This is a genomic window from Actinomycetospora sp. CA-101289 (genome assembly GCF_050955895.1).
In the GTDB taxonomy this organism is placed as follows: domain Bacteria; phylum Actinomycetota; class Actinomycetes; order Mycobacteriales; family Pseudonocardiaceae; genus Actinomycetospora.
Genome location: NZ_CP192093.1, coordinates 398,769 through 419,299 on the forward strand (window position 1 = coordinate 398,769; position 20,531 = coordinate 419,299).

22 protein-coding genes and 2 tRNA genes are annotated in these 20,531 nt (G+C 75.6%); 12 read left to right on the top strand and 12 right to left on the bottom strand.

The genetic code is table 11. From position 1 onward, the window contains the following. Positions 1–56 precede the first annotated feature (56 nt). Positions 57–1,109, bottom strand: coding sequence for a histidinol-phosphate transaminase (gene hisC / locus ACQPX6_RS01900; RefSeq protein WP_433785047.1), 1,053 nt, complete (start codon positions 1,107–1,109; stop codon positions 57–59). Positions 1,110–1,209: 100 nt separating this feature from the next. On the opposite strand from hisC, the gene ACQPX6_RS01905 reads away from it, so the two are divergent. Both ACQPX6_RS01905 and ACQPX6_RS01910 read left to right on the top strand, forming a co-directional pair. Then, entirely contained in the window at positions 1,210–1,962 is a 753-nt protein-coding gene (locus tag ACQPX6_RS01905; protein ID WP_433785048.1) for a dienelactone hydrolase family protein, read from the top strand. An 18-nt stretch (positions 1,963–1,980) separates the two neighbouring features. Then, on the top strand, positions 1,981–3,738 hold the full coding sequence (locus ACQPX6_RS01910; protein WP_433785049.1) for a phosphatidylglycerol lysyltransferase domain-containing protein: 1,758 nt from the start codon (positions 1,981–1,983) through the stop codon (positions 3,736–3,738). 56 nt (positions 3,739–3,794) lie between these two features. Here the strand turns inward: ACQPX6_RS01910 and ACQPX6_RS01915 are convergent, their stop codons facing one another. Then, entirely contained in the window at positions 3,795–3,941 is a 147-nt protein-coding gene (locus ACQPX6_RS01915; protein WP_433785050.1) for a hypothetical protein, read from the bottom strand. Positions 3,942–4,073: 132 nt separating this feature from the next. After that, positions 4,074–5,105: a zinc-dependent alcohol dehydrogenase family protein gene (locus ACQPX6_RS01920; RefSeq protein ID WP_433785052.1), complete on the bottom strand. Its 1,032-nt coding sequence runs from the start codon at positions 5,103–5,105 to the stop codon at positions 4,074–4,076. A gap of 157 nt (positions 5,106–5,262) precedes the next feature. On the opposite strand from ACQPX6_RS01920, the gene ACQPX6_RS01925 reads away from it, so the two are divergent. After that, positions 5,263–5,352: transfer RNA gene (locus tag ACQPX6_RS01925), tRNA-Ser, on the top strand. 42 nt (positions 5,353–5,394) lie between these two features. After that, positions 5,395–5,467: transfer RNA gene (locus ACQPX6_RS01930), tRNA-Arg, on the top strand. A gap of 99 nt (positions 5,468–5,566) precedes the next feature. Here the strand turns inward: ACQPX6_RS01930 and ACQPX6_RS01935 are convergent. Together ACQPX6_RS01935 and ACQPX6_RS01940 are read right to left on the bottom strand one after the other, a co-directional pair. Beyond that, the gene (locus tag ACQPX6_RS01935; RefSeq protein WP_433785053.1) at positions 5,567–5,998 is read right to left on the bottom strand and encodes a nuclear transport factor 2 family protein; all 432 of its coding nucleotides are present in this window, start codon (positions 5,996–5,998) and stop codon (positions 5,567–5,569) included. A 46-nt stretch (positions 5,999–6,044) separates the two neighbouring features. Further along, positions 6,045–7,400: a GntP family permease gene (locus ACQPX6_RS01940; RefSeq protein ID WP_433785054.1), complete on the bottom strand. Its 1,356-nt coding sequence runs from the start codon at positions 7,398–7,400 to the stop codon at positions 6,045–6,047. A 121-nt stretch (positions 7,401–7,521) separates the two neighbouring features. Here ACQPX6_RS01940 and ACQPX6_RS01945 point away from each other — a divergent pair, with 121 nt between their 5' ends. Beyond that, positions 7,522–7,863, top strand: coding sequence for a VOC family protein (locus tag ACQPX6_RS01945; protein ID WP_433785056.1), 342 nt, complete (start codon positions 7,522–7,524; stop codon positions 7,861–7,863). A gap of 1 nt (position 7,864) precedes the next feature. On the opposite strand, the gene ACQPX6_RS01950 is transcribed toward ACQPX6_RS01945, so the two are convergent. After that, on the bottom strand, positions 7,865–8,200 hold the full coding sequence (locus ACQPX6_RS01950) for a hypothetical protein (protein ID WP_433785058.1): 336 nt from the start codon (positions 8,198–8,200) through the stop codon (positions 7,865–7,867). Positions 8,201–8,500: 300 nt separating this feature from the next. Here ACQPX6_RS01950 and ACQPX6_RS01955 point away from each other — a divergent pair, with 300 nt between their 5' ends. Continuing rightward, on the top strand, positions 8,501–8,746 hold the full coding sequence (locus ACQPX6_RS01955; protein WP_433785060.1) for a hypothetical protein: 246 nt from the start codon (positions 8,501–8,503) through the stop codon (positions 8,744–8,746). Positions 8,747–8,824: 78 nt separating this feature from the next. On the opposite strand, the gene ACQPX6_RS01960 is transcribed toward ACQPX6_RS01955, so the two are convergent. Next, positions 8,825–8,998 (bottom strand): CsbD family protein, encoded by a 174-nt coding sequence (locus ACQPX6_RS01960; protein ID WP_433785062.1) that lies wholly within the window; start codon positions 8,996–8,998, stop codon positions 8,825–8,827. A gap of 30 nt (positions 8,999–9,028) precedes the next feature. After that, a complete protein-coding gene (locus ACQPX6_RS01965; RefSeq protein ID WP_433785063.1) occupies positions 9,029–9,961 on the bottom strand; it encodes a DUF3048 domain-containing protein in 933 nt (310 codons plus the stop codon). 67 nt (positions 9,962–10,028) lie between these two features. Between ACQPX6_RS01965 and ACQPX6_RS01970 the strand changes: the two genes are divergently transcribed. The 5 genes from ACQPX6_RS01970 (at position 10,029) to ACQPX6_RS01990 (ending at position 14,859) form a co-directional block, all read left to right on the top strand. Further along, positions 10,029–10,679 (top strand): DUF1707 SHOCT-like domain-containing protein, encoded by a 651-nt coding sequence (locus tag ACQPX6_RS01970; protein ID WP_433785064.1) that lies wholly within the window; start codon positions 10,029–10,031, stop codon positions 10,677–10,679. A 58-nt stretch (positions 10,680–10,737) separates the two neighbouring features. After that, positions 10,738–12,549: a serine/threonine-protein kinase gene (locus ACQPX6_RS01975; RefSeq protein WP_433785066.1), complete on the top strand. Its 1,812-nt coding sequence runs from the start codon at positions 10,738–10,740 to the stop codon at positions 12,547–12,549. Positions 12,550–12,671: 122 nt separating this feature from the next. Continuing rightward, positions 12,672–13,061, top strand: a complete 390-nt coding sequence (locus ACQPX6_RS01980; RefSeq protein ID WP_433785067.1) for a hypothetical protein — start codon at positions 12,672–12,674, stop codon at positions 13,059–13,061. Positions 13,062–13,075: 14 nt separating this feature from the next. Then, positions 13,076–14,077 carry an acetamidase/formamidase family protein gene (locus ACQPX6_RS01985; RefSeq protein ID WP_433785068.1) on the top strand — a complete coding sequence of 334 codons (1,002 nt, stop codon included), beginning with the start codon at positions 13,076–13,078 and terminating at the stop codon, positions 14,075–14,077. A gap of 23 nt (positions 14,078–14,100) precedes the next feature. Then, complete coding sequence (locus ACQPX6_RS01990) at positions 14,101–14,859, top strand: SDR family NAD(P)-dependent oxidoreductase (RefSeq protein WP_433785069.1); 759 nt, start codon at positions 14,101–14,103, stop codon at positions 14,857–14,859. On the opposite strand, the gene ACQPX6_RS01995 is transcribed toward ACQPX6_RS01990, so the two are convergent. Continuing rightward, positions 14,856–15,176: a hypothetical protein gene (locus ACQPX6_RS01995; protein WP_433785070.1), complete on the bottom strand. Its 321-nt coding sequence runs from the start codon at positions 15,174–15,176 to the stop codon at positions 14,856–14,858. The two genes, ACQPX6_RS01990 and ACQPX6_RS01995, sit on opposite strands and share 4 nt — an antisense overlap. 322 nt (positions 15,177–15,498) lie before the next feature. Between ACQPX6_RS01995 and ACQPX6_RS02000 the strand changes: the two genes are divergently transcribed. Next, a complete protein-coding gene (locus ACQPX6_RS02000; RefSeq protein WP_433785072.1) occupies positions 15,499–18,930 on the top strand; it encodes a transglycosylase domain-containing protein in 3,432 nt (1,143 codons plus the stop codon). Here ACQPX6_RS02000 and ACQPX6_RS02005 read toward each other — a convergent pair. From ACQPX6_RS02005 to mobA, 3 genes are read right to left on the bottom strand one after another with little or no spacing between them, the layout of a single operon-like run. Further along, complete coding sequence (locus ACQPX6_RS02005; RefSeq protein WP_433785074.1) at positions 18,927–19,364, bottom strand: cupin domain-containing protein; 438 nt, start codon at positions 19,362–19,364, stop codon at positions 18,927–18,929. The two genes, ACQPX6_RS02000 and ACQPX6_RS02005, sit on opposite strands and share 4 nt — an antisense overlap. Then, positions 19,361–19,786 carry a PPOX class F420-dependent oxidoreductase gene (locus ACQPX6_RS02010; protein WP_433785075.1) on the bottom strand — a complete coding sequence of 142 codons (426 nt, stop codon included), beginning with the start codon at positions 19,784–19,786 and terminating at the stop codon, positions 19,361–19,363. Before ACQPX6_RS02010 ends, ACQPX6_RS02005 begins: the two co-directional genes overlap by 4 nt. 10 nt (positions 19,787–19,796) lie before the next feature. Further along, the gene (mobA, locus tag ACQPX6_RS02015) at positions 19,797–20,438 is read right to left on the bottom strand and encodes a molybdenum cofactor guanylyltransferase (protein ID WP_433788169.1); all 642 of its coding nucleotides are present in this window, start codon (positions 20,436–20,438) and stop codon (positions 19,797–19,799) included. Between the last annotated feature and the right edge of the window lie 93 nt (positions 20,439–20,531).

Here is a 20,531-nt window from a genome sequence, read left to right on the forward strand (position 1 = left end):
GCGCTCACGGTCGCGGTCGAGCGCCCCGTGCACCGCTGGCTGGTGCGCAGGCCGGGTCAGCGGGGGAAAGAGCCCGCGGCCGCGAGGAAGAGGTCGACCTCCTCGGGGGAGCCCGCGCTGACCCGCACGCCGTCGCCGGCGAACGCGCGCACGACCACCTTGTTCTCCAGCGCGTGCGCGGCGAACTCGGCCGCCCGCTCGCCCAGCGGGAGCCAGACGAAGTTGGCCTGCGACGGCGGCACCTCGTACCCGAGCGAGCGCAGCTCGCCGGTCATCCGCGCCACCTCGGACACCGCGCCCGCGCAGTCGGCCAGCAGCTCGTCGAGGTGGTCGAGCGCGGCCAGCGCCGCGGCCTGGGCGGGTGCGGACACCGCGAACGGCACCGAGACCCCGCGCAGCGCCGCCGCGAGCTCCGGCGGGGCCACGGCGTAGCCCACGCGCAGGCCGGCGAGACGGTGCGCCTTGGAGAAGGTGCGCAGGACGCAGACGTTGTCGTGCTCGGCGGCCAGGGCCAGCCCGTCCGGGACGTCGGGGTCGCCGACGAACTCGCGGTAGGCCTCGTCGAGCACCACGAGCACGTCGGACGGGACCTCCGCCAGGAACCGGCGCAACGCGGCCTCGCCGACGGCGGTGCCCGTGGGGTTGTTCGGGTTGCAGACGAACACCATCCGCGTGCGCGGGGTGACCGCCGCGGCCATGGCGTCGAGGTCGTGGACGTGGCCGTCGGTCAGCGGCACCCGCACCGCGTGCGCGTGGCCGGTGAGCGCGACGATCGGGTAGGCCTCGAACGACCGCCACGCGAACACGACCTCGTCGCCGGGCGCGCACACCGACTGCACGAGCTGCCCGCACAGGGCCACCGACCCGCAGCCCACGGCGATGCGGGCGGGGTCGAGGCCGTGGTGCTCGGCGAGGCGTGCGGTCAGCGTGGTGACCGCGATGTCGGGGTAGCGGTTGCCGGCCTCCGCCGCCCGCGCGATCGCGGCGAGCACGGCGGGCAGGGGCGGCAGCGGCATCTCGTTGCTCGCCAGCTTCACGGCCCCGGGCACGGTGCGGCCGGCGACGTAGGCGGGCAGGGCGGCGAGGTCGTCACGCAGTCGCACGGGCACGACGACCACGGTAGACGCCGGTCCCCGGGCGCCCGTGGTCGTCGCCGGTGATCGACGAGGTGCGCGGGACGTCGGCCCGCCGACGTGGAAGGCTGATCGCATGGACGGGACCCGCACCGAGACCATCCCGCTGGTCGACGAGACGCAGCTGAGGGTGACCATCGGCGAGCCGGACGGGGCCGTCCGCGGCGGGGTCGTGGTGCTGCACGAGTCCCGCGGCGTGACGTCGCGGACGACGGCGATCGTCGAGGCGCTCGCGGGCGAGGGCTGGCTGGCCGTCGCCCCGCACCTCTACCACCGCGACGACCCGGGCATCGACGAGCGCACCGGCGAGGACGAGGCCGCCGACCGCGCCGCGTCCGCGATCTCGGGCGAGTCGGTCCTCGCCGACTCCGACGCCGCCTTCGGCGTGCTCGCCGACCGCGGCGTGAGCTCCGACCGCATGGCCGTGCTCGGCTTCGACCTCGGCGCCACCGCGGCCCTCGTCGTCGCCGCACAGCGCTCGCTGGGTGCGGTGATCACGGTCGCGGCGGGCGGCGTCTCGTCCCCGCTGGCGGCCGGGCTCCCCGCGCTCGTCGACGTCGTCGGCGAGCTGACCTGCCCGTGGCTGGGGCTCTACGGCGAGAGCGGCGACCCCGTCGACCCCTCGGACGTCGACCGCCTGCGCGAGGCCGCGCACGCGTCGGGCCGCGTCGTCGACGTCGTCGTCTACCCGTCGCGCGAGCACCGCTTCGACAACGACGAGCGCGCGGCGGACCAGCCGGATCCCCTCGACGAGGGGAGCTCCGAGGAGGGCACGAAGATGGAGGCACGCAGCCGGGTGCTGAACTGGCTGGACGCCCATCTGCGCTAGGCGCCGACCGGAGGACACATGACGTCGGGCGTGCCGACGGGGGTGCGGGTGGACCGCCCCGGCGAGGTCGCCGCCGTGGGCCGGGCCCGCTGGCGGGGTCGCCGCGTCGCGCGCGTCCTCACCTGGGCCGCGCGGGTCGCCGGGCTGCTGACGATCCTGTCGCTGGCCCTGCCCGTGCTGCGCCGGCACCTGCAGCCCGCCACCTGGTTCGGCTTCCCCGCGCAGGCCTCGATCGTCGGCACCGTCGTCGTCGCGACGCTGGGCCTCGGGCTGATCATGCTGGCCACGGGCCTGCGCCGCCGCAAACGCCGCGCCTGGCAGCTCGCGGTGCTGGCGTGCGTGCTGCTCGTGGTGTCGCACATCCTCGGCCGGCAGTCGATCGTCCCGGGCCTCGTGGTGGTCGTCCTGCTCGTGGGCCTGCTGCTCACCCGCCGCGAGTTCACCGCCCGGCCGGACCCCGTCGGGCGGCTCGCCGCGGTGCGCGTCGTGGTGCAGATGCTCCTCGGTGGCTTCGTCGTCGTGCTCCTGCTGCTGGTCGTGCGGCCGTCGCTGGTCGAGGGCCGGCCAGGGCTGGGGGAGAAGGCGGCGCAGGCGGCGCTGTCGCTCATCGGGGTGAGCGGCCCGCTGCGGTTCCGGGCCGAGTGGTTCGACGACCTCACCGCCGGCGTCGGGCTCACCTTCGGCATCGCGGCGCTGGTGCTCGGCGGCTACTTCCTGCTGCGCTCCGCCGAGCCCCGCCCGTCGCTGACCACCGAGGACTCCGACCGCATCCGCGACCTGCTCACCCGCCACGGACGGGTCGACTCGCTCGGCTACTTCGCCCTGCGCCGCGACAAGGCCGCCGTGTTCTCGCCGTCGGGCAAGGCGGCGGTGGTGTACCGGGTCGTGGCCGGCGTCGCGCTGGCGTCCGGCGACCCGCTCGGCGACATCGAGGCCTGGCCGGGCGCGATCGAGGAGTTCCTCGGCACCTGCCGGCTCGCGGGCTGGGTGCCGGCGGTGCTCGGGTGCTCGGAGGCCGGCGCGCGGGTGTGGGTGCGCGAGGGCGGGCTGGACGCCATCGAGCTCGGCGACGAGGCGGTGGTCGACGTCGCCACGTTCTCGCTGCAGGGCCGCGCCATGCGCACGGTGCGCCAGGCCGTGTCGCGGGTGCGGCGCGCCGGCTACGACACCACGGTGCGCCGCCTGCGCGACGTGCCCGCCGACGAGCTCGGGACGCTGCGCGAGCTCGTCGCCCGCTGGCGCGGCGGGCCCGCCGAGCGCGGCTTCTCGATGGCGCTCTCCCGCGTCGCCGACGCCGAGGCCGACCCGGACGCCGTGCTCGTCGTCGCCACCAGCGAGGACGAGACGCGCGGTGTCCTGCAGTTCGTCCCGTGGGGCGCCGACGGCCTGTCGCTCGACATCATGATCCGCGACCCCGCCGTCCCCGACAACGGCCTCAACGAGCTCCTCATCGCCGACCTGCTCGGCGCCTGCCGCGGGCTCGGCGTCGACCGGGTGTCGCTGAACTTCGCGGTGTTCCGGTCGGCGCTCGAACGGGGCGAGAAGATCGGCGCGGGCCCGGTGGCGCGGCTGTGGGCGCGGTTGCTGCGCACGGCGTCGCGGTGGTGGCAGATCGAGACGCTCTACCGCTTCAACGCCCGCTTCGGGCCGGTGTGGGTGCCGCGGTTCCTGGTGTTCGACGCCGTGCGCGACCTGCCCCGCATCGCCGTCGCGGCGTTCGAGGCCGAGGGCTACGGCGGGCGCCCGCCGGCCCTGCTCCGTCTGCTCCGCCGCTGACCGAACGAACGGCGCTTTCGTGGCATGCGAAGCAGCGAACTCGCCGTTCGTTCCTTCTACGCGCGCGAACTCCCCGTTCGCACGAGCAGCGGGTCGAGGATCTGGTCCAGCACGGCCTCGAGCGGGCGGGGCGTCCGGTCCGGCCGGTCGACGTCGCCTACGCCGTGCGCTTCGCCGTCTCCGACGAGGCGGCGTTCCTGCACGGCGGGACGATCGACGTGACGGCGGCATCGCGTCCACCCGGGTGGCCTGACGCTCCTGCCCTACGCGAACGAACGGCGAGTTCGCTGCACCGGTAGCAGCGAACTCGCCGTTCGTTCTCGCGCTCTGCGGGCTCAGGGCTTGACGAGCACCTTGATCGCCTCGCGGTCGTCCATCGCGCGGTAGCCGTCCGGGGTCTCGTCGAGGGAGATCGTCCGGTCGAACACCTTGCCCGGCTCGATCTTCCCGTCCATGACGTCGGGCAGCAGCTCGTGCATGTTCGCCTGGGTCGGCGCGATGCCGCCGGCGACCGTCACGTTCTTCATGAACTTCTGCGCCAGGTTGGGCAGCTCACCGTTCTGCGGGACCCCGACGATGCCGACATGGCCGCCCGGCTTCGTCAGGTTGATCGCCGAGGTCAGCGACTGCTCGTAGCCCACGGCCTCGATCGCGGAGTGGACGCCGTCGGTGCCGAGGATGTCGCGCACCTGCTGCTCGCCCTCCTCGCCGCGCTCGGAGACGACGTCGGTGGCGCCGAACTCGCGGCCGAGGTCGGTGCGGTCCTTGTGGCGGCCCATGAGCACGATGCGCTCGGCGCCGAGCCGCTTGGCGGCCAGCACCGCGAGCAGGCCCACGGCGCCGTCGCCGATCACCGCGACGTCCTTGCCCGGGCCGACCTGGGCCGACACCGCGGCGTGGTGCCCGGTACCGAAGACGTCGGAGAGCGTCAGCAGGCTGGGCATCAGCGCCGAGTCCTGCGCGACGTCGAGCTTCATCAGCGACGCGTCGGCGAACGGGACGCGCGCGGCCTCGCCCTGGCCGCCGTCGGTCTCGGCGCCCCAGGCGTTGCCGTTGGGGCACGCGCTGGTCAGGCCGGCCCGGCAGTACTCGCACGTGCCGTCGGCGTAGAAGAACGGGGCGACGACCAGGTCGCCCTTCTGGACACGGCTCACGTCGGCGCCGGTCTCCTCGACCACGCCGATGAACTCGTGGCCGATGCGGTCGCCCTGCTCGGTCTGCTCGCGGCTCTTGTACGGCCACAGGTCGCTGCCGCAGATGCACGCGTGCGTGATGCGCACGATGGCGTCGCTGGCGTTCTGCAGCGCCGGGTCGGGGACCTCCTCCACCCGGATGTCGCCTGCTCCGTAGATCAACGTCGCCTTCACGGCGTTCCCTCCTCGGGGTGGGTTCGGTTGTGGGCTACCCATGCCCCGCGAGGGCCCATGCGAGACCGTGCACACGTCGACCCGGCCGGGGGGTGGCGCCGAAGCCCGTGGCCGGCGTTGTGTACTGTTTCCCGACGGAGGCCCCAGGGGGACCTCGGGAGGCTTCGCCTAGTCTGGTCTATGGCGCCGCACTGCTAATGCGGTTGGGAGTTCGGCTCCCTCCCGGGTTCAAATCCCGGAGCCTCCGCGGCCGCGGACCGGAGGTCCGGGGCTTCACAACCACAGACATGCGCCCGTAGCTCAACGGATAGAGCATCTGACTACGGATCAGAAGGTTAGGGGTTCGAATCCCTTCGGGCGCGCGCCGGTCGAGGCAGCTCAGAGGGGTCGCAGCAGCGCTGCGGCCCCTCTGTTCGTCTGCCGGGACACCCACCCCTGCGACAGGAGCTCGCGCCGGAGGGTCATCCTTGGCCCGGGATCGGTGGGGCGCCGCGGGTGCCGGCGACGAAGCTCATGTGCACGCGGACCAGCCGCCAGGTCCCGGTCGCCCGGCTCAGCACGGCCGTGGCCCGGACGGCCTCCGGCACGGGGTGGCCGCGGTAGGTGCCGTCCGCGGCGAGGCGGGCGGTGACGATGGCCGTGTCGCCCTCCACGCGCACCTGCCGGTCCTCGACGCTCGAGGAGTCGTAGTCGAGGCCGTTCTCGAACCGGTGCAGCCAGTCGTCGCGGCTGAGGGTGAAGCCCAGCGGGCCGATCGCGGTGAAGTCGTCGGCGAGCAGGGGGTCCATCGCGGCGACGTCGCCGCTGACGTCGGCGGCCGCCCAGGCGTCGAGCAGGTCGTGGATCGGGTCGATGTCGGTCGTGGTCATGGCGAACTCGTTCCCGTTGGTCATCCGTTCTATGTTGTAACGATGTACCCGACAGAACGACGTGTCAACGTCAGAGCAGGAGGCTGAGCACGAGGGTGCAGCCCAGGCCGACGACCGAGGCGACCGACACCCCGAACGACACGGTCTTGAGCGCCCCGCGCACCGACTGGCCGAGCAGCGACTGGAGCAGCCAGAACGTGTTGCTGGTGACGTGCACGGCGAACAGGGCGCCGGTGCCCGCGGCGAGGGCGATGAGCACCGGGTCCAGCCCGATCGCCGGCGCGACCGGCGCGAGCACGCCAGCGGCGGTGATCGCCGAGATCGTCACCGAGCCGACGGCGACGTGCAGGACCGCGGCCGTCAACCACACCGTGGCCAGCGGCAGGGCGGCGTTGGCGGAGAACAGCCCGCCGAGCACCTCGCCCACCCCCGAGCGCGAGATCGCCTCGGCGAGCGACCCGCCGACGCCGGTGAGCACGAGGATCAGGCCGCTCTCGCGGAAGCCCTCGGCGAGCGGGCCGTCGATGCCGTCGCGCCCGAGCACCCGGCGGGCGACGAGCATCGTGCCCAGCACGCCGAGCAGCAGGGCGATGGTCGGCGCGCCCAGCAGCGCGAGCGGGGGCACCGACCACCCGGCCGCCTCGACGATCGCGGCGACGGCGATGAGCACCAGCGCACCGAGCAGGGGCGCGAGCAGCAGGAGCAGCGGGACCGGGCGTGCCTCGGCCACATCGACGTCCTCGGAGACCTCCTCGGGCACCTCCTCGCCCTCCGCGTCGAGCACCGCGGACTCGTCCCGCGCCGGGTCCCACCACCGCGCCAGGACGGCGCCGACGATCAGGATCGCGATCACGACAGTCGGCACGAGCACCACCAGGCCGAACACCAGCATCCGCCCGAGCGGCACGCCCAGGACGCTCGCGATCGCCACCGTGCCGATGCCCGGCACCATCATGACGATCCCGCACTCGCAGCCGATCGCGAGCGCGGCGGCCATGCGCGGGGTCCCGCCCGGCCCGATGCGCGCGGCGATGCGCCGGACCAGCGGCGCCGCGATGACGATGAGGACGTCGACGAAGATCGGCTGCAGCACCGTCGCGCAGGCCACCGTCATGGTCACCGGCATGCGCCGCGGCCCGAACCAGCGCAGCAGCGTCGCGACGAGCCGCTCGATCGCGCCGACCGCGCGCAGCAGCGAGCCGATGAGCACGCCGAAGGCGATGAGCAGGCCGGCCTCGGCGAGGATGTCGCCGAAGCCCTCGGTGACGGCCTCGACGGTGCCCTCGACCCCGAGGCCGTTGGCGAGCCCGACGGTGGTCGCCGCGAGGGCCAGCACGACGGCGGGGTGCAGCCGCGCGCGCACGATGAGCAGCACGGCGAGCACGACGATCACCGCGGTGGCCGTCACCAGGTACCAGCCGGGCACGCGCGGCCTCCGCTCGTCGACGATCACGAAACGGCGACATCATCGTGATGCCGACGATCGGCGTCGAGTCACCCCTGCTCGGTCGCTGCCCCCGCGCCCGGGGCCGTGCCACGCTCACCGGGTGGCCGTGGTCCTGTTCGCCGGGGTGTTCGTCCGCGACCACGACGTCGCGCGGTCCTGGTACACCCGACTCCTCGGGGCCGAGCCGAGCTTCCTCGCGTCACCGACCGAGTCGGTGTGGGAGCTCGCCGAGCACTGCTGGCTCTACACCAAGCGGGACCCGGGACGCGCCGGATACGCCGAGCAGACGGTCTTCGTCGACGACCTGGACGCGCGGGTCGCCGCGGCCGAGCAGCGGGGCGTCCACCCCGACCGCCACGAGACCTACCCGGGCGGGGTCCGCAAGGTCGTGTTCCGCGACGTCGACGGCAACGAGATCGGGCTCGGCGGCCAGCCGGACTAGCTCAGCCCGCGCGACGGACCGGTCCCGGCCGGGTGCGGCGCAGGCGGGTGGCGGCGCTCTCGGCGAGCAGGGAGTTGCGGCGGCAGACGATGGCCGTGGCGAGCTCGCGGGCCTTCACGGCGACCCCCTCGGGGTCCTCCTCGGCCAGGGAGCGGGCGGTGCACCGGTCGACGATCTCGCCGATGGCCATGACCGCGCGGGCCATCTCGTCGAGGGTGCTGCTGCTCCAGTCGAAGCGGTCGACGGTGTCCGGCCGGGGCGGGTCGTGCTCGAGCAGCGCGGTGAGCGCGTCGGTGACCTGCCGCGCGAGTCTCGCTGCCGCCTCGTCCTGGTGCACGTCCACTCTCATCATCGGTCGGGAACACGATGAGGATGCCCCTCATGCCGCCGCCCAACCACCGCACGGCGCGTCGCACAGGGTGAGACGGCGCTCGTCCGGAGGTGTAAGGGGACCCGGCCGGCGGGGGGACACCGACCGGGTCCGTCGCCGACCACGGGGGGCATGATCGGCAGCGAGCATCCTTGCATGGGCAAGTTCTCCGGCCGAGGAGGGCCCCGCGCGTCGGGTGGACCCGCCGCGGGCCGCGCAGCGGCGTGTCACGATGCTCCTCGTTCGACGACGGAAGCTGGGGGCACCGTGCGCATCCGACTCTCCGACGGCCCGTGCCGCGGCGATCACGACCTGTCCATCGCCGAGGGCGCGAGCCTGCCCGAGGAGTTCCTCGTGCTGGTGGAGCGAGGGCCCCGGCAGAAGGTCAACGACATCTTCGGCGGCTCGATCCCCGGCGTGAACGTGTTCGCCGTGCACCGCCTCGCCCGGCGCGACGGCGACGGGACGCCCGTCTACGCCTTCGCCGGCCGGCGCGAGTCGCGCGGCTACTAGAGCGGGACGGACCCCCGGACACACCACGGCCCCGGGGACGGTGTCACCGGGGCCGTGTGGTGCGACGTGCGGGCGGCGCTACTTCTTGAAGGCGTCCTTGACCTTCTCGCCGGCCTGCTTGATGTCGCCCTTGCTCTGGTCCTTCTTGCCCTCGGCGCGCAGCTCGTCGTCGTTGTTGACGGTGCCCGCCGTCTCCTTGACCTTGCCCTTGAGCTTGTCGGTCTTGTTGTCGATCTTGTCGTCTGCAGCCATGTCGGCGGGGTACCCGTAGCGTGACCGGGCTCAACCCGGTGTGAGCAACACCCACACCGGCCCGGGCGCGAACGGGACGGGGAGGCCGTCGGGCCCCAGGACGACCGTGGGGTCGGTCGGCGTCGCCCGCGACCACCGCGCCGGGAAGGACCGGCCGTCGCGCAGCACCTCGGCCTCGCCCGCGCCCGTGGTCACCGCGTAGGGCGAGACCGCGCCGGCGGCGTCGCGGATCGCCGACGGGCGGGTCGTCACGTGCTGCACGAGGACGGTGGCCGCGCCGATCGGGTCGCCGCCGGTGGCCGGGACGGCGGGGGCGCCGCCGGGCTCGACGAGGAAGCGGCCCCGCACGGCGTCCCACGTCAGCCCCACGACCGCCGACCCGAAGGCGACCTCGCGGTGGCGCACGACCTCGCCGCCCGCGGGCACGGCCCCGAAGCGCCAGCCGAGGTCGCGGACGGGCGAGGCGTCGCCCGCCGCGCGGAGCAGGGCAGCGGGGTCGGCGTAGAGGTTGACCGGCGCGCGGCGGTCGCCGTCACGGCGGAAGGCGTCGCCGGCCGTCTGCGGGGTCAGCGCCACGAGCGACGCGCCGGCCAGCGTGGCGTCCAGCTCGGGCGCCGAGCCGGAGAAGGCGAGCGCGGGGCGGCCGTAGGCGGCGAGGACGGTGACGTCGGACTCGCGGGCGCTGCGCACCGGCCCCACCGACGCCGGCAGCCGCGACGAGAACACCGCGAGCAGCCGCGTCGTGCCGCCCTCGACGGGCTCGACGTAGACGACGTCCGCGTCCTCGACGCCGGTCCAGGGGCGGCCGGCGGGGGAGTTGTCGATCTTGACCGCGAGCACCGGCGCCCCGGCGGACGCGGGCAGCCCGGTCAGCGGGGAGGTCCGGCCCCCGGCGCCGGCGCACCCCGCGGCCAGCCCCACGGCGGCGAGCAGGCCGAGCACGACGAGCAGGCCCCGCGGCACCCGCCCACCTCCCGTCGCTGCCTCGCGGGCCGGGGAGCGACCGCGCCCGGCGCCCTATCATCGCGGTGTGACGTCCGCGAGCCCGGAGCCGGTGGGTCCCGGCGACCTGCGTGTCTCCGACGTCGAGCGCGAGCAGGTGCAGCAGTTCCTCTCGCGCGCGATGGTGGCCGGTCTGCTCACGCCGGCCGAGTACAGCGACCGGGCCGCGGCCGCGCTCGCCGCGCGGGTGCGCCGCGACCTCGAGGGGCTGCTCGACGACCTGCCGGGGGCGTCGCTACACGCCGAGCGCTCGGTGGACGTGCTCGACCTGCAGGCCGGCGTCGGCGGGTCGATCAGCCGGCAGGGCTATTGGCGGGTGCCGCCGCTGGTGCGCGTGCACAGCCGGGCGGGCCGCGTGATGCTCGACTTCACCGACGCCGAGTGCACCGCACCCGTCGTCGCGATCGAGCTGGCCACGCAGCTCTGCTCGCCGGTGATCGTGCTGCCCGAGCACGCGACCGCCGACGTCGACGACCTGCGCATCGCGGCGGGCAAGGTCCGCGACGAGACGGTGCACCGCCGCGAGCGCGGCACCCCGCACCTCGTGGTCCGCGGGCGCCACAGCCTGGGCGACGTGGTGCTGCGCCACCCCCGCAAGCCGCGCTGGCGACCCGGTCGCCGTCGGTCAGATGTGACGCGTGAGGGTGACGGCACGCCGAGGCGAGGCACCCGGGGCTGATGCGGCACCCCGGTAACCTCGCGGACGACGGCGACGGCGGGCGGAGGGAGGGTCGAGCGTGGCGCTGGCACAGCTGGGCCCGTCCGCGGGCGTCCTCGTCGTGGTCGCCGGGGGCGTGGTCACCGCGCTCGCGATGGCCCCGCTGCACCGCCGGGCCGCGGCGCAGCGGCGCACCGCCATGCTCGTCGACCGCGTCGTCACCGACCGCGTCGCCCGGCTCGCGGGCGCCGAGCGCCGCCGCGCGCGCCGCCACCTGCACCGCGCCGCCGACCTGCCCGTCCCCCGCGCGCTGGGCCTGACCGCGCTCACCGCGCTGATCACGGCCACCGCGGGCGCGCTGGTCGTCACGCTGGTCGCCGACCAGCTCGCCGCCGGCCGCCGCACCGTGCTCCGCGACCTCATCGGCCGCCTCGACGACGCCGGCCTGCCCTCGCCGGCCGCGTCCGGGCCGACGGTCACGATCGGCGGGCTGGTGGTGCTCGCCCTGCTCGGGATGGCCACCGCCGGGCTCTACGTCGGCGGGCTCGACCAGGAGCGCCGCCGCGCGATGCCGGTGACGCGGCCGTGGCCGACGAGTCCGGGCAAGGCGATCTTCGTACTCGGGCTGCTGCTCACGCTGGCCGTGGTCCTGGCCGGCGCCTCGGCCGGCGTGCCCGGAGTCGCCCTCGGGGCCGCGCTGTTCCTGCTGGCCCACCAGGTGGTCGCGCGCATCGGGCGTCCGCGGGCCTGCCGGGAGGCGCCCGTGGTGCCCGAGGCGCTGCGGGCCGCGCGCCTCCCTCCGGTCCGCGAACGCCGCCTGCTGCGCGCGCGACGCCCACGTCCCGAGACCCCCGAGCCCGTGCGCCCGGCACTCCCGCCGGGGCCGCCCGGGCCCGTCCTCGGCCGCTCGGTGCCCCCGCCGGCAGCGTCGCGCCCGCCGACGCGGGCGATGCCGCCCCCGCCGGTCATCGGGCCCTCGACCCGCCTCGTCGACCTGGCCACCCCCGAGCAGCCGCTGCTCCCGCACGACCCGCGCTCGGTGGGCGACTACACGCTCACCGGGCGGCTCGGCTCCGGCGGCATGGGCACCGTCTACCTGGGTCACCGGGCCGGCACCCACGGCGTCGTGGCCATCAAGGTGCTCGCGCCGCACCTGCTCGACGACGTCGACGCCCGCACCCGCTTCCTGCGCGAGGGCCAGACGCTGCAGAAGGTCACCGGCGACTACACGGCGCGGGTGCTCGGGGTCGGCTTCGACGGCTCGATGCCCTTCATCGTCATGGAGCGCCTCGACGGCCCGTCGCTGCACGCGTTCGTGGCCGCGTCGGGGGCGGTGACCGACGGCGAGATGCTCACCCGCACCGCCATCGCGCTGGCCCGCGCGCTCGCCGCCCTGCACGCCGACGGCATCACCCACCGCGACCTCAAGCCCGGCAACGTGCTGCTCACCTCGGCGGGCCCGAAGGTCGTCGACTTCGGCATCGCCCGCGTCGTCGGCCAGACCCACCACACGCCGGCCGGGAACATGGTCGGCACGCCCGGCTACATGGCGCCCGAGCAGGTCACGGGCAACGGCGCGGTGCCCGCCACCGACGTGTGGGCCTGGGCGTGCTGCGTGGTGTTCGCGGCACGCGGCGACCACCTCTTCGACGGAGACAACATCCTCGACATCGCCCGCCGCATCCTCGACGGCCCGGGGCCCGAGGCGTTCGCCTCCGTGCACCGGCTCTCGCCGCGCCTGGTCCCGGTGCTCCGGCGGGCCACGGCGCAGGAGGTCGGCGACCGTCCCCGCGACGGCGCGGCCCTGCTGCGCCTGCTCGACCGCAGCGGCGCGACGGGCGCCGCGGGGGCCGCGGGCTGGGACCGGCTGATCAGCGGCGGTGCCCGGTGACGGCCCCGCGCGGCCGACGATCACCGTCGGTCCGCGCTGCTACGGTGCGCTCGCTCCGGCCTGCGCGCCGGCCGGGCAGGCCCGCCAACGGGACGGACGCGCGTGAGGATGGTGAGTGGTCGGTGGCCTCGTGGGACGACCTGGTGCGGTGGGTCCGCGTGCGCTACGAGGTGATGGCGCAGGACGCGCACAGCCTCACGTTCCGGCTCCCGACAACGGGTGACCGCACGCAGCTCGTGTACGTGCACCACAAGGGCGACGTCGACGGCCACGACTGGTTGCAGATCGAGTCGCCCATCGGCCGCCTCGACGAGATCGACGCGCGCCGCCTGCTCGAGCTCGCGGAGGACGCCGTCGTCGGCGGGGCCGCGGCCGTGGGCGGTGTCGCGGTGTTCCGCCACGCCACCCCGCTCGAGGACCTCTCGTTCGTCGAGTTCGACGCCCCGTTCCGCCTGGTCACGCGCATCGCCGACCAGCTCGAGCACGCCCTCACCGGCGCCGACCGCTACTAGGCCGGGAGGCCGCCGTGGACGTCGTGGAGTTCCGGCCCGAGCCCTCGCAGTACGCCTGGACGTTCGGCGGCGCCGCCCCCGTGCGCGAGGTCGAGCCCGGCACCGTGTTGCGGCTGTGGTGCGACGACGCGTTCGCCGGGCGCATCCGCAGCGTGTCCGACGTCGCCAGCGCGAACCTCGACCCGCGCTTCCTCAACCCGCAGACCGGCCCGTTCGCGGTGCGTGGCGCCGAGCCCGGCGACACGCTCGTGCTGCACCTCGTGGACCTCACGCCGGCCCGCGACTGGGGCGCGTCGACGCTGGTGCCGTTCTTCGGCGGGCTCACCGGCACCGACCGCACCGCGCTGCTCAACCCGCCGCTCGAGGAGCGCACCTGGATCTACGAGGTCGACCGCGCCCGCTCGACGGTCACCTTCGTCGCCGGCCGCAGCGACCTGCAGCTGGACCTGCCGCTGGCGCCCATGCTCGGCACGGTGGGCGTCGCGCCCGCCAACCGGGAGGTGCGCTCGTCGCTCACCCCGGACGCCTTCGGCGGCAACATGGACACGCCTGAGATGCGGGCGGGCACCACCTGCTACCTGCCGGTCAACGAGCCGGGCGCGATCTTCTCGGTCGGCGACGGGCACTACCGCCAGGGCGAGGGCGAGTCGTGCGGCACCGCGGTCGAGGGCGCCATGGACGTCACGCTGATCGTGGACCTGGTCAAGGGGACGTCGCCGCTCTGGCCGCGGCTGGAGAACGACGACGAGATCGCCGTCGTGGGCTCGTCGCGTCCGCTCGAGGACGCGTGGCGCATCAGCCAGGTCGAGATGATCGCGTGGCTCGGCGAGCTGCTCGGGCTCGACCGGCTCGACGCCTACCAGCTGCTCACGCAGGTCTCGCTCGCGCCGCTGGCCAACGTCGTCGACACCAACTACAGCGCGGTGACCAAGGTGGCCAAGGCGCTCGTGCCCGGGCTGCGGCCCCACGACGGGCTGCACGCCGACCTGCGCGCTCGCGCCGTGTCCCTGATCTGACTCCCTGATCTGAGGAGCTCGCGATGGACCTCCAGCTGGCCGGCCGGACCGCCCTCGTCACCGGCGGCAGCCGCGGCATCGGGCGGGCGGTGGTGGAGGCGCTGGCCGCCGAGGGCGCCACCGTCGCGTTCTGCGCGCGCTCGGCCGACGGGGTGCGCAAGGCCGAGCAGGAGATGCGCGACGCGGGGCACGACGTGCACGGCGCGACGGTCGACGTCACCGACGGCGCGGCGCTCGCGAGCTGGGTGCGCGAGAGCGCTACGAGCCACGGCGGCATCGACGCCGTCGTCGCCAACGTCTCGGCGCTCGCGATCCCGTCGACGGAGGAGAACTGGACGGCCGGGTTCACCACCGACCTGCTGGGCACGGTGCGGCTGGTCGAGGCCGCCCTGCCCGCTCTCGAGGCGAGCGATGCCGGCGCGATCGTCGCGGTGTCCAGCGTCTCCGGCCGCGAGATCGACTTCGCGGCGGGCCCCTACGGGACGTTCAAGGGCGCGATCGTGCACTACGTCCAGGGGCTCGCGTACCAGCTCGCGGGACGGGTGCGGGCCAACACCGTCTCGCCGGGCAACGTCTACTTCCCGGGCGGGGTGTGGGAGAACATCGAGTCCGGCAACCCGGAGCTCTTCGCGCAGGCCCTGGGCCTCAACCCGACGGGCCGCATGGCGACGTCCGAGGAGGTCGCGCGGGCCGTGGTGTTCCTCGCCAGCCCGGCGGCCACGTTCATCAGCGGCACGAACCTCGTCGTCGACGGGGCCCTGACGCGGGGGGTGCAGCTCTAGCGGGCCGGCGTCGGCACCAGCGCGTCGAACAGGGTGCGCACGCCGTCGACGGCCGCGTGCACGGCGCGGACGACGGCCCGGCTCCAGGTGCGCAGCAGGTCGGGCACGGCGGGGGCCGTGGGGCGCGGCGGTGCGAGCACCAGGGCACCGGGCCGCTCGGCCGGCGTCACGACGACCGCGGGCAGGCGCTCGATCTCCGGGGCGACCCGCGGGGCCGGCACGAACGGGAACCAGGCGTCGCCGCCGTCGCCGCCCAGGTCGCGACCACCCTCGCGCGGCGCCGGGACCCGCCGGGGCGGGTGCTGGTCGGGGTCCATCCTGGTGTCCTCTCGCCGGGGCAGTGCTGTGGTGCTCATCGGTCAGCGGGGCGGCGCCGTTAGCACCACGTGACCGAGACCGCCACTCAGCGCGAGCGGGCGGGACGGGCGGTGACCGTCCACGACGGAGTGACACCGTTGCGCCACTCACCGCACTTTGCGGCCCGGTCGTGGAAGCACGGACGGACCCCCCGCGACCTCGCCGTCACCGACGCGTTGCCTGCGTGCGGGCCGGTCACGGGAGACAGGTCCGCACGGTCGGACCGACCCGCGCGTCCGACCAGGGACACGGGTCCGACCGACACGGGAGGTGGTGGCTCGAGTGGCGGGCACACACGCTCGCTCGTCGGGTCGGCGCCGGGCCGCCGACAGCGCCGAGGACGACGAGTACGGCCAGGACGCCGAGCAGGTGCCCGGCCGTCGCCGGGCACGCGACGATCGCGACCGGTCCGCGCAGGACAGCGACTACGGCGACGTCGCCGCCCGCATCGCCGCCAGCCCCGCCCCGTCCTCCCCGCCCGTCGGCTTCCCCTCCGCGCTCTCCACCGGCTCGTTCCGCTCGGAGCCGGCACCCGCGGCGTCCCGCGGGGCCACGGCGACCCAGGCGCCGTCGCGGACCGCAGCCCCGGCCGCGTCCGACCGACCGCGCACCCCGCCGTCCCGTCCCTCGGCACCCTCCGGGCCCCCGGTGCCCCCCGCGACGCCGCCGGCCCGTGGCCCGCGCGACGCCGGTCCCCGCTCGCGGGGCACCTCGCCGTCCGCGCCGCCCGCCGCCCGACCCGCCGGCCCGCCGCCGGGTCCGCCCGGGAGCTCGCCTCCCCACCGCGGCCTGGCCACCCCGCCGTCGGTGCCCCCGCCCCCCGCCCGTCCCGCCGGTGGCCCGCCCGCCGGGCGCCCCACCCCGCCCCCCGGTCCACCCGCAGGACGCCCCACGCCGCCCCCCGGCCCGCCCACCGCCGGGCCCGCGCGCCCGCCGTCGGGTCCCGCGCCCGCCGGCCCCCGCGACCGGCAGGCCCCGGCCTCGCGCCCGCCCGGAGCGCCCTCGGGCCGCCCCGGCGCGCCCCCGGCACGCCCGCCCGCCGGCGCCCCGGTCGCCGGGCCGCGCCCGCCCGTCCGCGGCGGTGCGCCCGCAGCGCGTCCGGCCACCCCGCCGGTGGCGCCCGACGCCCCGGCCCCGACCCGGGCCGAGCCGGCGCCCGCCGGCCGTTCGCAGCCGACCGGGACCACGGCCATGCCGGTCCCGGACACCCACGACGAGCCCGAAGACGTCACACCTGACGCCCCCGCCGACGAGGCCGGCACCACCCGCGCCGCGCGGCCCACGCGCACCGCCGCCACGCGCAGCACCGGGGGCACCAGCAGGACCCCCAGCCGCAGCACCAGCCGCGCCGGCACCCGCACCACGCGCAGCTCCCGCACCACCACGTCCCGCGCCACCACGTCCCGCACCACCGCCTCGCGCCGCGCCACCGCGCGGAACGAGTCGCCGGCCGACGACCGCCGTGACTCCCGTGACGACGCCCCCGCCGTCCCCCACGGACGGATCGCGGCGGCGATCGCCGTGGTGCTCTCGGTCGTCGCCGCGCGCGTCGTGCGCCTGCCCGGTGGGCCGGGGCTGGTCGCGTTCGGCCGCCGGGTCCGCGCGCGGGTCGTGCTCTACCTCGACGGCCCGCACCCCGAGGCGCTGACGGCGACCGCGCTGCGCTGGCGCCGGCTGCGCCGCAGTGCCTACGCCGGGCTCGGCGCGATGATCGCGACGCCGGTGCTCGCGATGGTCGTCGGCTGGCTGTTCATCCCCGTGCCCAACGCCGACGACGCGGTGGAGAGCCAGCTCAACACCGTCTCGTTCTCCGACGGCACCGTGCTGGCGCGCATCGCGCCGGGCGAGCAGGGCAACCGGCAGAAGGTCGACCTCGCGCAGGTCCCGCCGCCCGTCCGCTCCGCCGTGCTCTCGGCCGAGGACCGCACCTTCTACTCGAACAGCGGCTTCGACGTCACCGGCTTCGGGCGCGCGGTGTGGAAGAACCTCACTGGCGGCACCGGCGGCGGTTCGACGATCACCCAGCAGTACGTCAAGAACGCCATGGTCGGCGACGACTACTCGCTGGTGCGCAAGTACAAGGAGCTCATCATCTCCTTGAAGATCTCGCAGCAGCGCTCCAAGGACGAGATCCTCGCCGACTACCTCAACAGCATCTACTTCGGGCGCGGCGCCTACGGCATCCAGGCCGCCTCGCAGGCCTACTTCGGGCGTCCGGTCGAGACGCTGTCCCCGTCGGAGGGCGCGCTGCTGGCCGGCGTCATCCAGTCGCCGTCGCGGTGGGACCCGGCCGTGCGGCCCGAGGACGCCCAGCGTCGCTGGAACTACGTCATGGACGGCATGGTCGCCCAGGGCTGGCTGCCCGCCCCGGAGCGCGCGGCGGCGACGTTCCCGGTGACGGTGCCGCCCCGGCGCGTCACCGGCGGGGTCCCCGACGACGACCGCGGCCACATCTACAGCGCCGTGCGCGACGAGCTGCGCGCGTTGGGGATCGACGAGGACGCGCTGCTCACCGAGGGCCTGCAGATCCAGACGACGATCGAGCCGACGGCCCAGCGCGAGGCGGTGGACGCCGTGCGGTCGAAGATGCGGGGCCAGCCGGAGAACCTGCGCACGTCGACGGTGTCGATCGACCCGGAGACCGGCGGCATCCTCGCCTACTACGGCGGCGACAACGGCGCGGGCCTGGACTACGCCCGCGTCGAGAAGCAGGCGGGCTCGACGTTCAAGCCGTTCGTGCTGCTCGCCGCGCTGCAGCACGACCCGCCGATCGGCATCTCGGCCGAGTTCGACGGGCGCGCGATCCCCGGCCGGACCGTCCGCAACGTCGACGGCGCCGACTGCGCCAACTGCAGCCTCAAGCGCGCGATGACGCTGTCGAACAACGTCGTGTTCACCGCGCTGGGCAACCGGGTCGGCCCGCAGGCCGTCGCGGCGGCCGCCCGCCAGGCCGGCATCACGCAGCCGATGGAGAACCCGGACAGCGGGATCGCGCTGGGCAACCAGGAGACCACCGCGGTCGACCTCGCGTCCGCGTACGCGACGTTCTCCAACGAGGGCATGTACTTCCGCCCGCACCTGGTCGGCCGTGTGACCACGGCCAGCGGCGAGGTCCTCTACGACCAGTCGACGCTGCAGGGCGAGCAGCGCATCGACCCGCGCGTGGCCCGCAACGTCACCGAGGCGATGCGCGACGTGCCCGAGTACGACGGGGTGTCGCTCGAGGGCGGCCGGCAGGCAGCGGGCAAGACCGGCACCGTCCAGTCGCACGTCGAGAGCCAGAACAACGACGCGTGGTTCGCGGGCTACACGCCCAACGCCTCCACGGTCGTGTGGGTCGGCACCGACGACAACACCCCGATCCGGACCTCGGACGGGCGCCCGGTCTACGGCCACGGGCTGCCCAGCGAGATCTGGAAGACGTTCATGGACGACGCGCTCGAGGACGCCCCGAAGCAGACGTTCGGCACGTTCACGCCGGTCGCGGGCTCCGACCCGGGTGACACCGCCCGCGACGAGTCGCCGTCGCCCTCGACGTCGGCCTCCGCGGCGTCGTCGTCGGCCCCGACGTCGACCACCACGGCGCCCGCCGTGCCCACCGAACCGGCCGAGGAGGTCCCGGCGGCCGGCGAGGCGGAGGTGCCCGCCGAGGACCCGGGCGCCGCCGGCGAGGGCGGCGCGGCCCCGGCCGAGGGCGATCCCCCGGCGAACTAGGGGGCCAGCGCGAAGTCGGCGTCGTCGAAGCCGGGGCTGACCACGCAGGTCACGAGCACCTCGCCCTCGGTGCCGCGGGGTGTGGCCCGCTGCCAGGTGCCGCCGGGCACCAGGGCCTGGGGCACCTCGCCGTCCTCGACGCGGTCGCCGAGGACGACCGGGTGCTCGTCGCCCGGGGTGTCGCCGTCGCCGCCGAGCACCAGGGTGAGCGCCGGGCCGCGGTGCCAGCACCACAGCTCGTCGGAGCGCACCCGGTGCCAGCGCGACTCCTCGCCCGGCGCGAGCACGTAGACGATGGCGGTGGCGCTCGCCCGCGGCCCGGGATAGCCGGGTGGAGCCAGAGTGTGGTCGCTGGTCCAGGTGCGGCGGAACCAGCCGCCCTCGGGGTGCGGGGCGAGGTCGAGCGCGCGGGCCAGCGGCGGCGGCGCGCTCACCCGATCATGTCGAGGTCGGCGAGCACCTTCGACGGGTGCAGGCGGACGACCAGCGAGCCGGGTCCGCCGTTGCGCGCGCCGTACTCCTCGGCGTGCTCGGCGCCCATGTAGCGCCCGCCGAGCGCCGTGGCGGTGCGCCGCAGCTCGCCGGGGTCCTCCGAGAGCGTCACCGACCCCTGGACCTGCACGAACGCGTACGGCGGCTCCTGGAGGTCGACGCAGAGCACGGCGCGCGGGTCGCGGGCCAGCGCCCGGCCCTTGGCGGTGTCGGCGCCGGTGTTGAACACGATCGTGTCGCCCTCGAGGAGGAACCAGATCGGCGCCACGAGCGGGCGGCCGTCCTTCGCCGTCCACCCGAACTTGCCGGTGCGGGTGCCCCCGGCGAGGAAGGCGCGGATGTCGGGGTCGCTGAGGTCCGCCATGGTCGTCAGCCTAGGAGCCCGGCTCCGGCGGCTCCCGCGTCGCGCGGTCCCACTCCTCGGGGGTGTTCACCCCGCGGGCGGCGCGCAGGTCCGGGTCGGCGGCGGCCAATGCGGGGTCGGCGAGCAGGGCGGCCGCGTCGAGCTCGCGGACCCGGCTCGCGGCGACCAGGGCGCCGAGGCTGCGCTCGCCCCCGGCCAGGAGGTCCGCGGCGCGGGCGCCGAGCGCGGTGTCCCAGGCCGCGAGCAAGGGCTGGCGGTGGCCGTCGAGGACGGGCAGGGCCACCTCGACCGCACCGGTCCGGTGCGCCAGCACCGCGCGGACGAAGGCGGGGTGCAGGTGCGGCAGGTCGACCGCGGCGACGAACGCCGTCGTCGCCCCGTCCGCCGCGGCGGCGCCCAGCCCGGTGGCGATCCCCTGCAGCGGGCCGCGGTCGGCGACCGGGTCGCGCAGCACCCGGCAGCGCGGGCGCCACGGCCCCGGGGGGAGATCCCGCGTCGCGTCGGCGGCGCCGACCACCAGCAGCGGCCCCTCGACGGCCGCGGCCAGGACGTCGAGCACGTGGCCGAGCAGCGTCGTCCCGCGGTGGGGGAGCGAGGCCTTGTCGGTGCCCATCCGTCGCGAGCGGCCGCCCGCGAGGACGATCCCGGCCATTCCCGTCACCGGCCGGTCCGCCCGCGTGATGCATACAACCGGTTGGGCACCACCGGTCCCGGGGATGCCCGTCGCGTCATCACGACGATGTGC

What these genes read in the sequence shown, in the direction of transcription:
- ACQPX6_RS02010 (WP_433785075.1), bottom strand. Translation starts at nt 19,786, where the DNA reads ATGGCGGACCTCAGCGACCCCGACATCCGCGCCTTCCTCGCCGGGGGC.
- ACQPX6_RS01960 (WP_433785062.1), bottom strand. Translation starts at nt 8,998, where the DNA reads ATGGCTGCAGACGACAAGATCGACAACAAGACCGACAAGCTCAAGGGC.
- ACQPX6_RS01910 (WP_433785049.1), top strand. Translation starts at nt 1,981, where the DNA reads ATGACGTCGGGCGTGCCGACGGGGGTGCGGGTGGACCGCCCCGGCGAG.
- ACQPX6_RS01995 (WP_433785070.1), bottom strand. Translation starts at nt 15,176, where the DNA reads ATGGACCCCGACCAGCACCCGCCCCGGCGGGTCCCGGCGCCGCGCGAG.
- ACQPX6_RS01935 (WP_433785053.1), bottom strand. Translation starts at nt 5,998, where the DNA reads ATGACCAACGGGAACGAGTTCGCCATGACCACGACCGACATCGACCCG.
- mobA (WP_433788169.1), bottom strand. Translation starts at nt 20,438, where the DNA reads ATGGCCGGGATCGTCCTCGCGGGCGGCCGCTCGCGACGGATGGGCACC.
- ACQPX6_RS01990 (WP_433785069.1), top strand. Translation starts at nt 14,101, where the DNA reads ATGGACCTCCAGCTGGCCGGCCGGACCGCCCTCGTCACCGGCGGCAGC.
- ACQPX6_RS01905 (WP_433785048.1), top strand. Translation starts at nt 1,210, where the DNA reads ATGGACGGGACCCGCACCGAGACCATCCCGCTGGTCGACGAGACGCAG.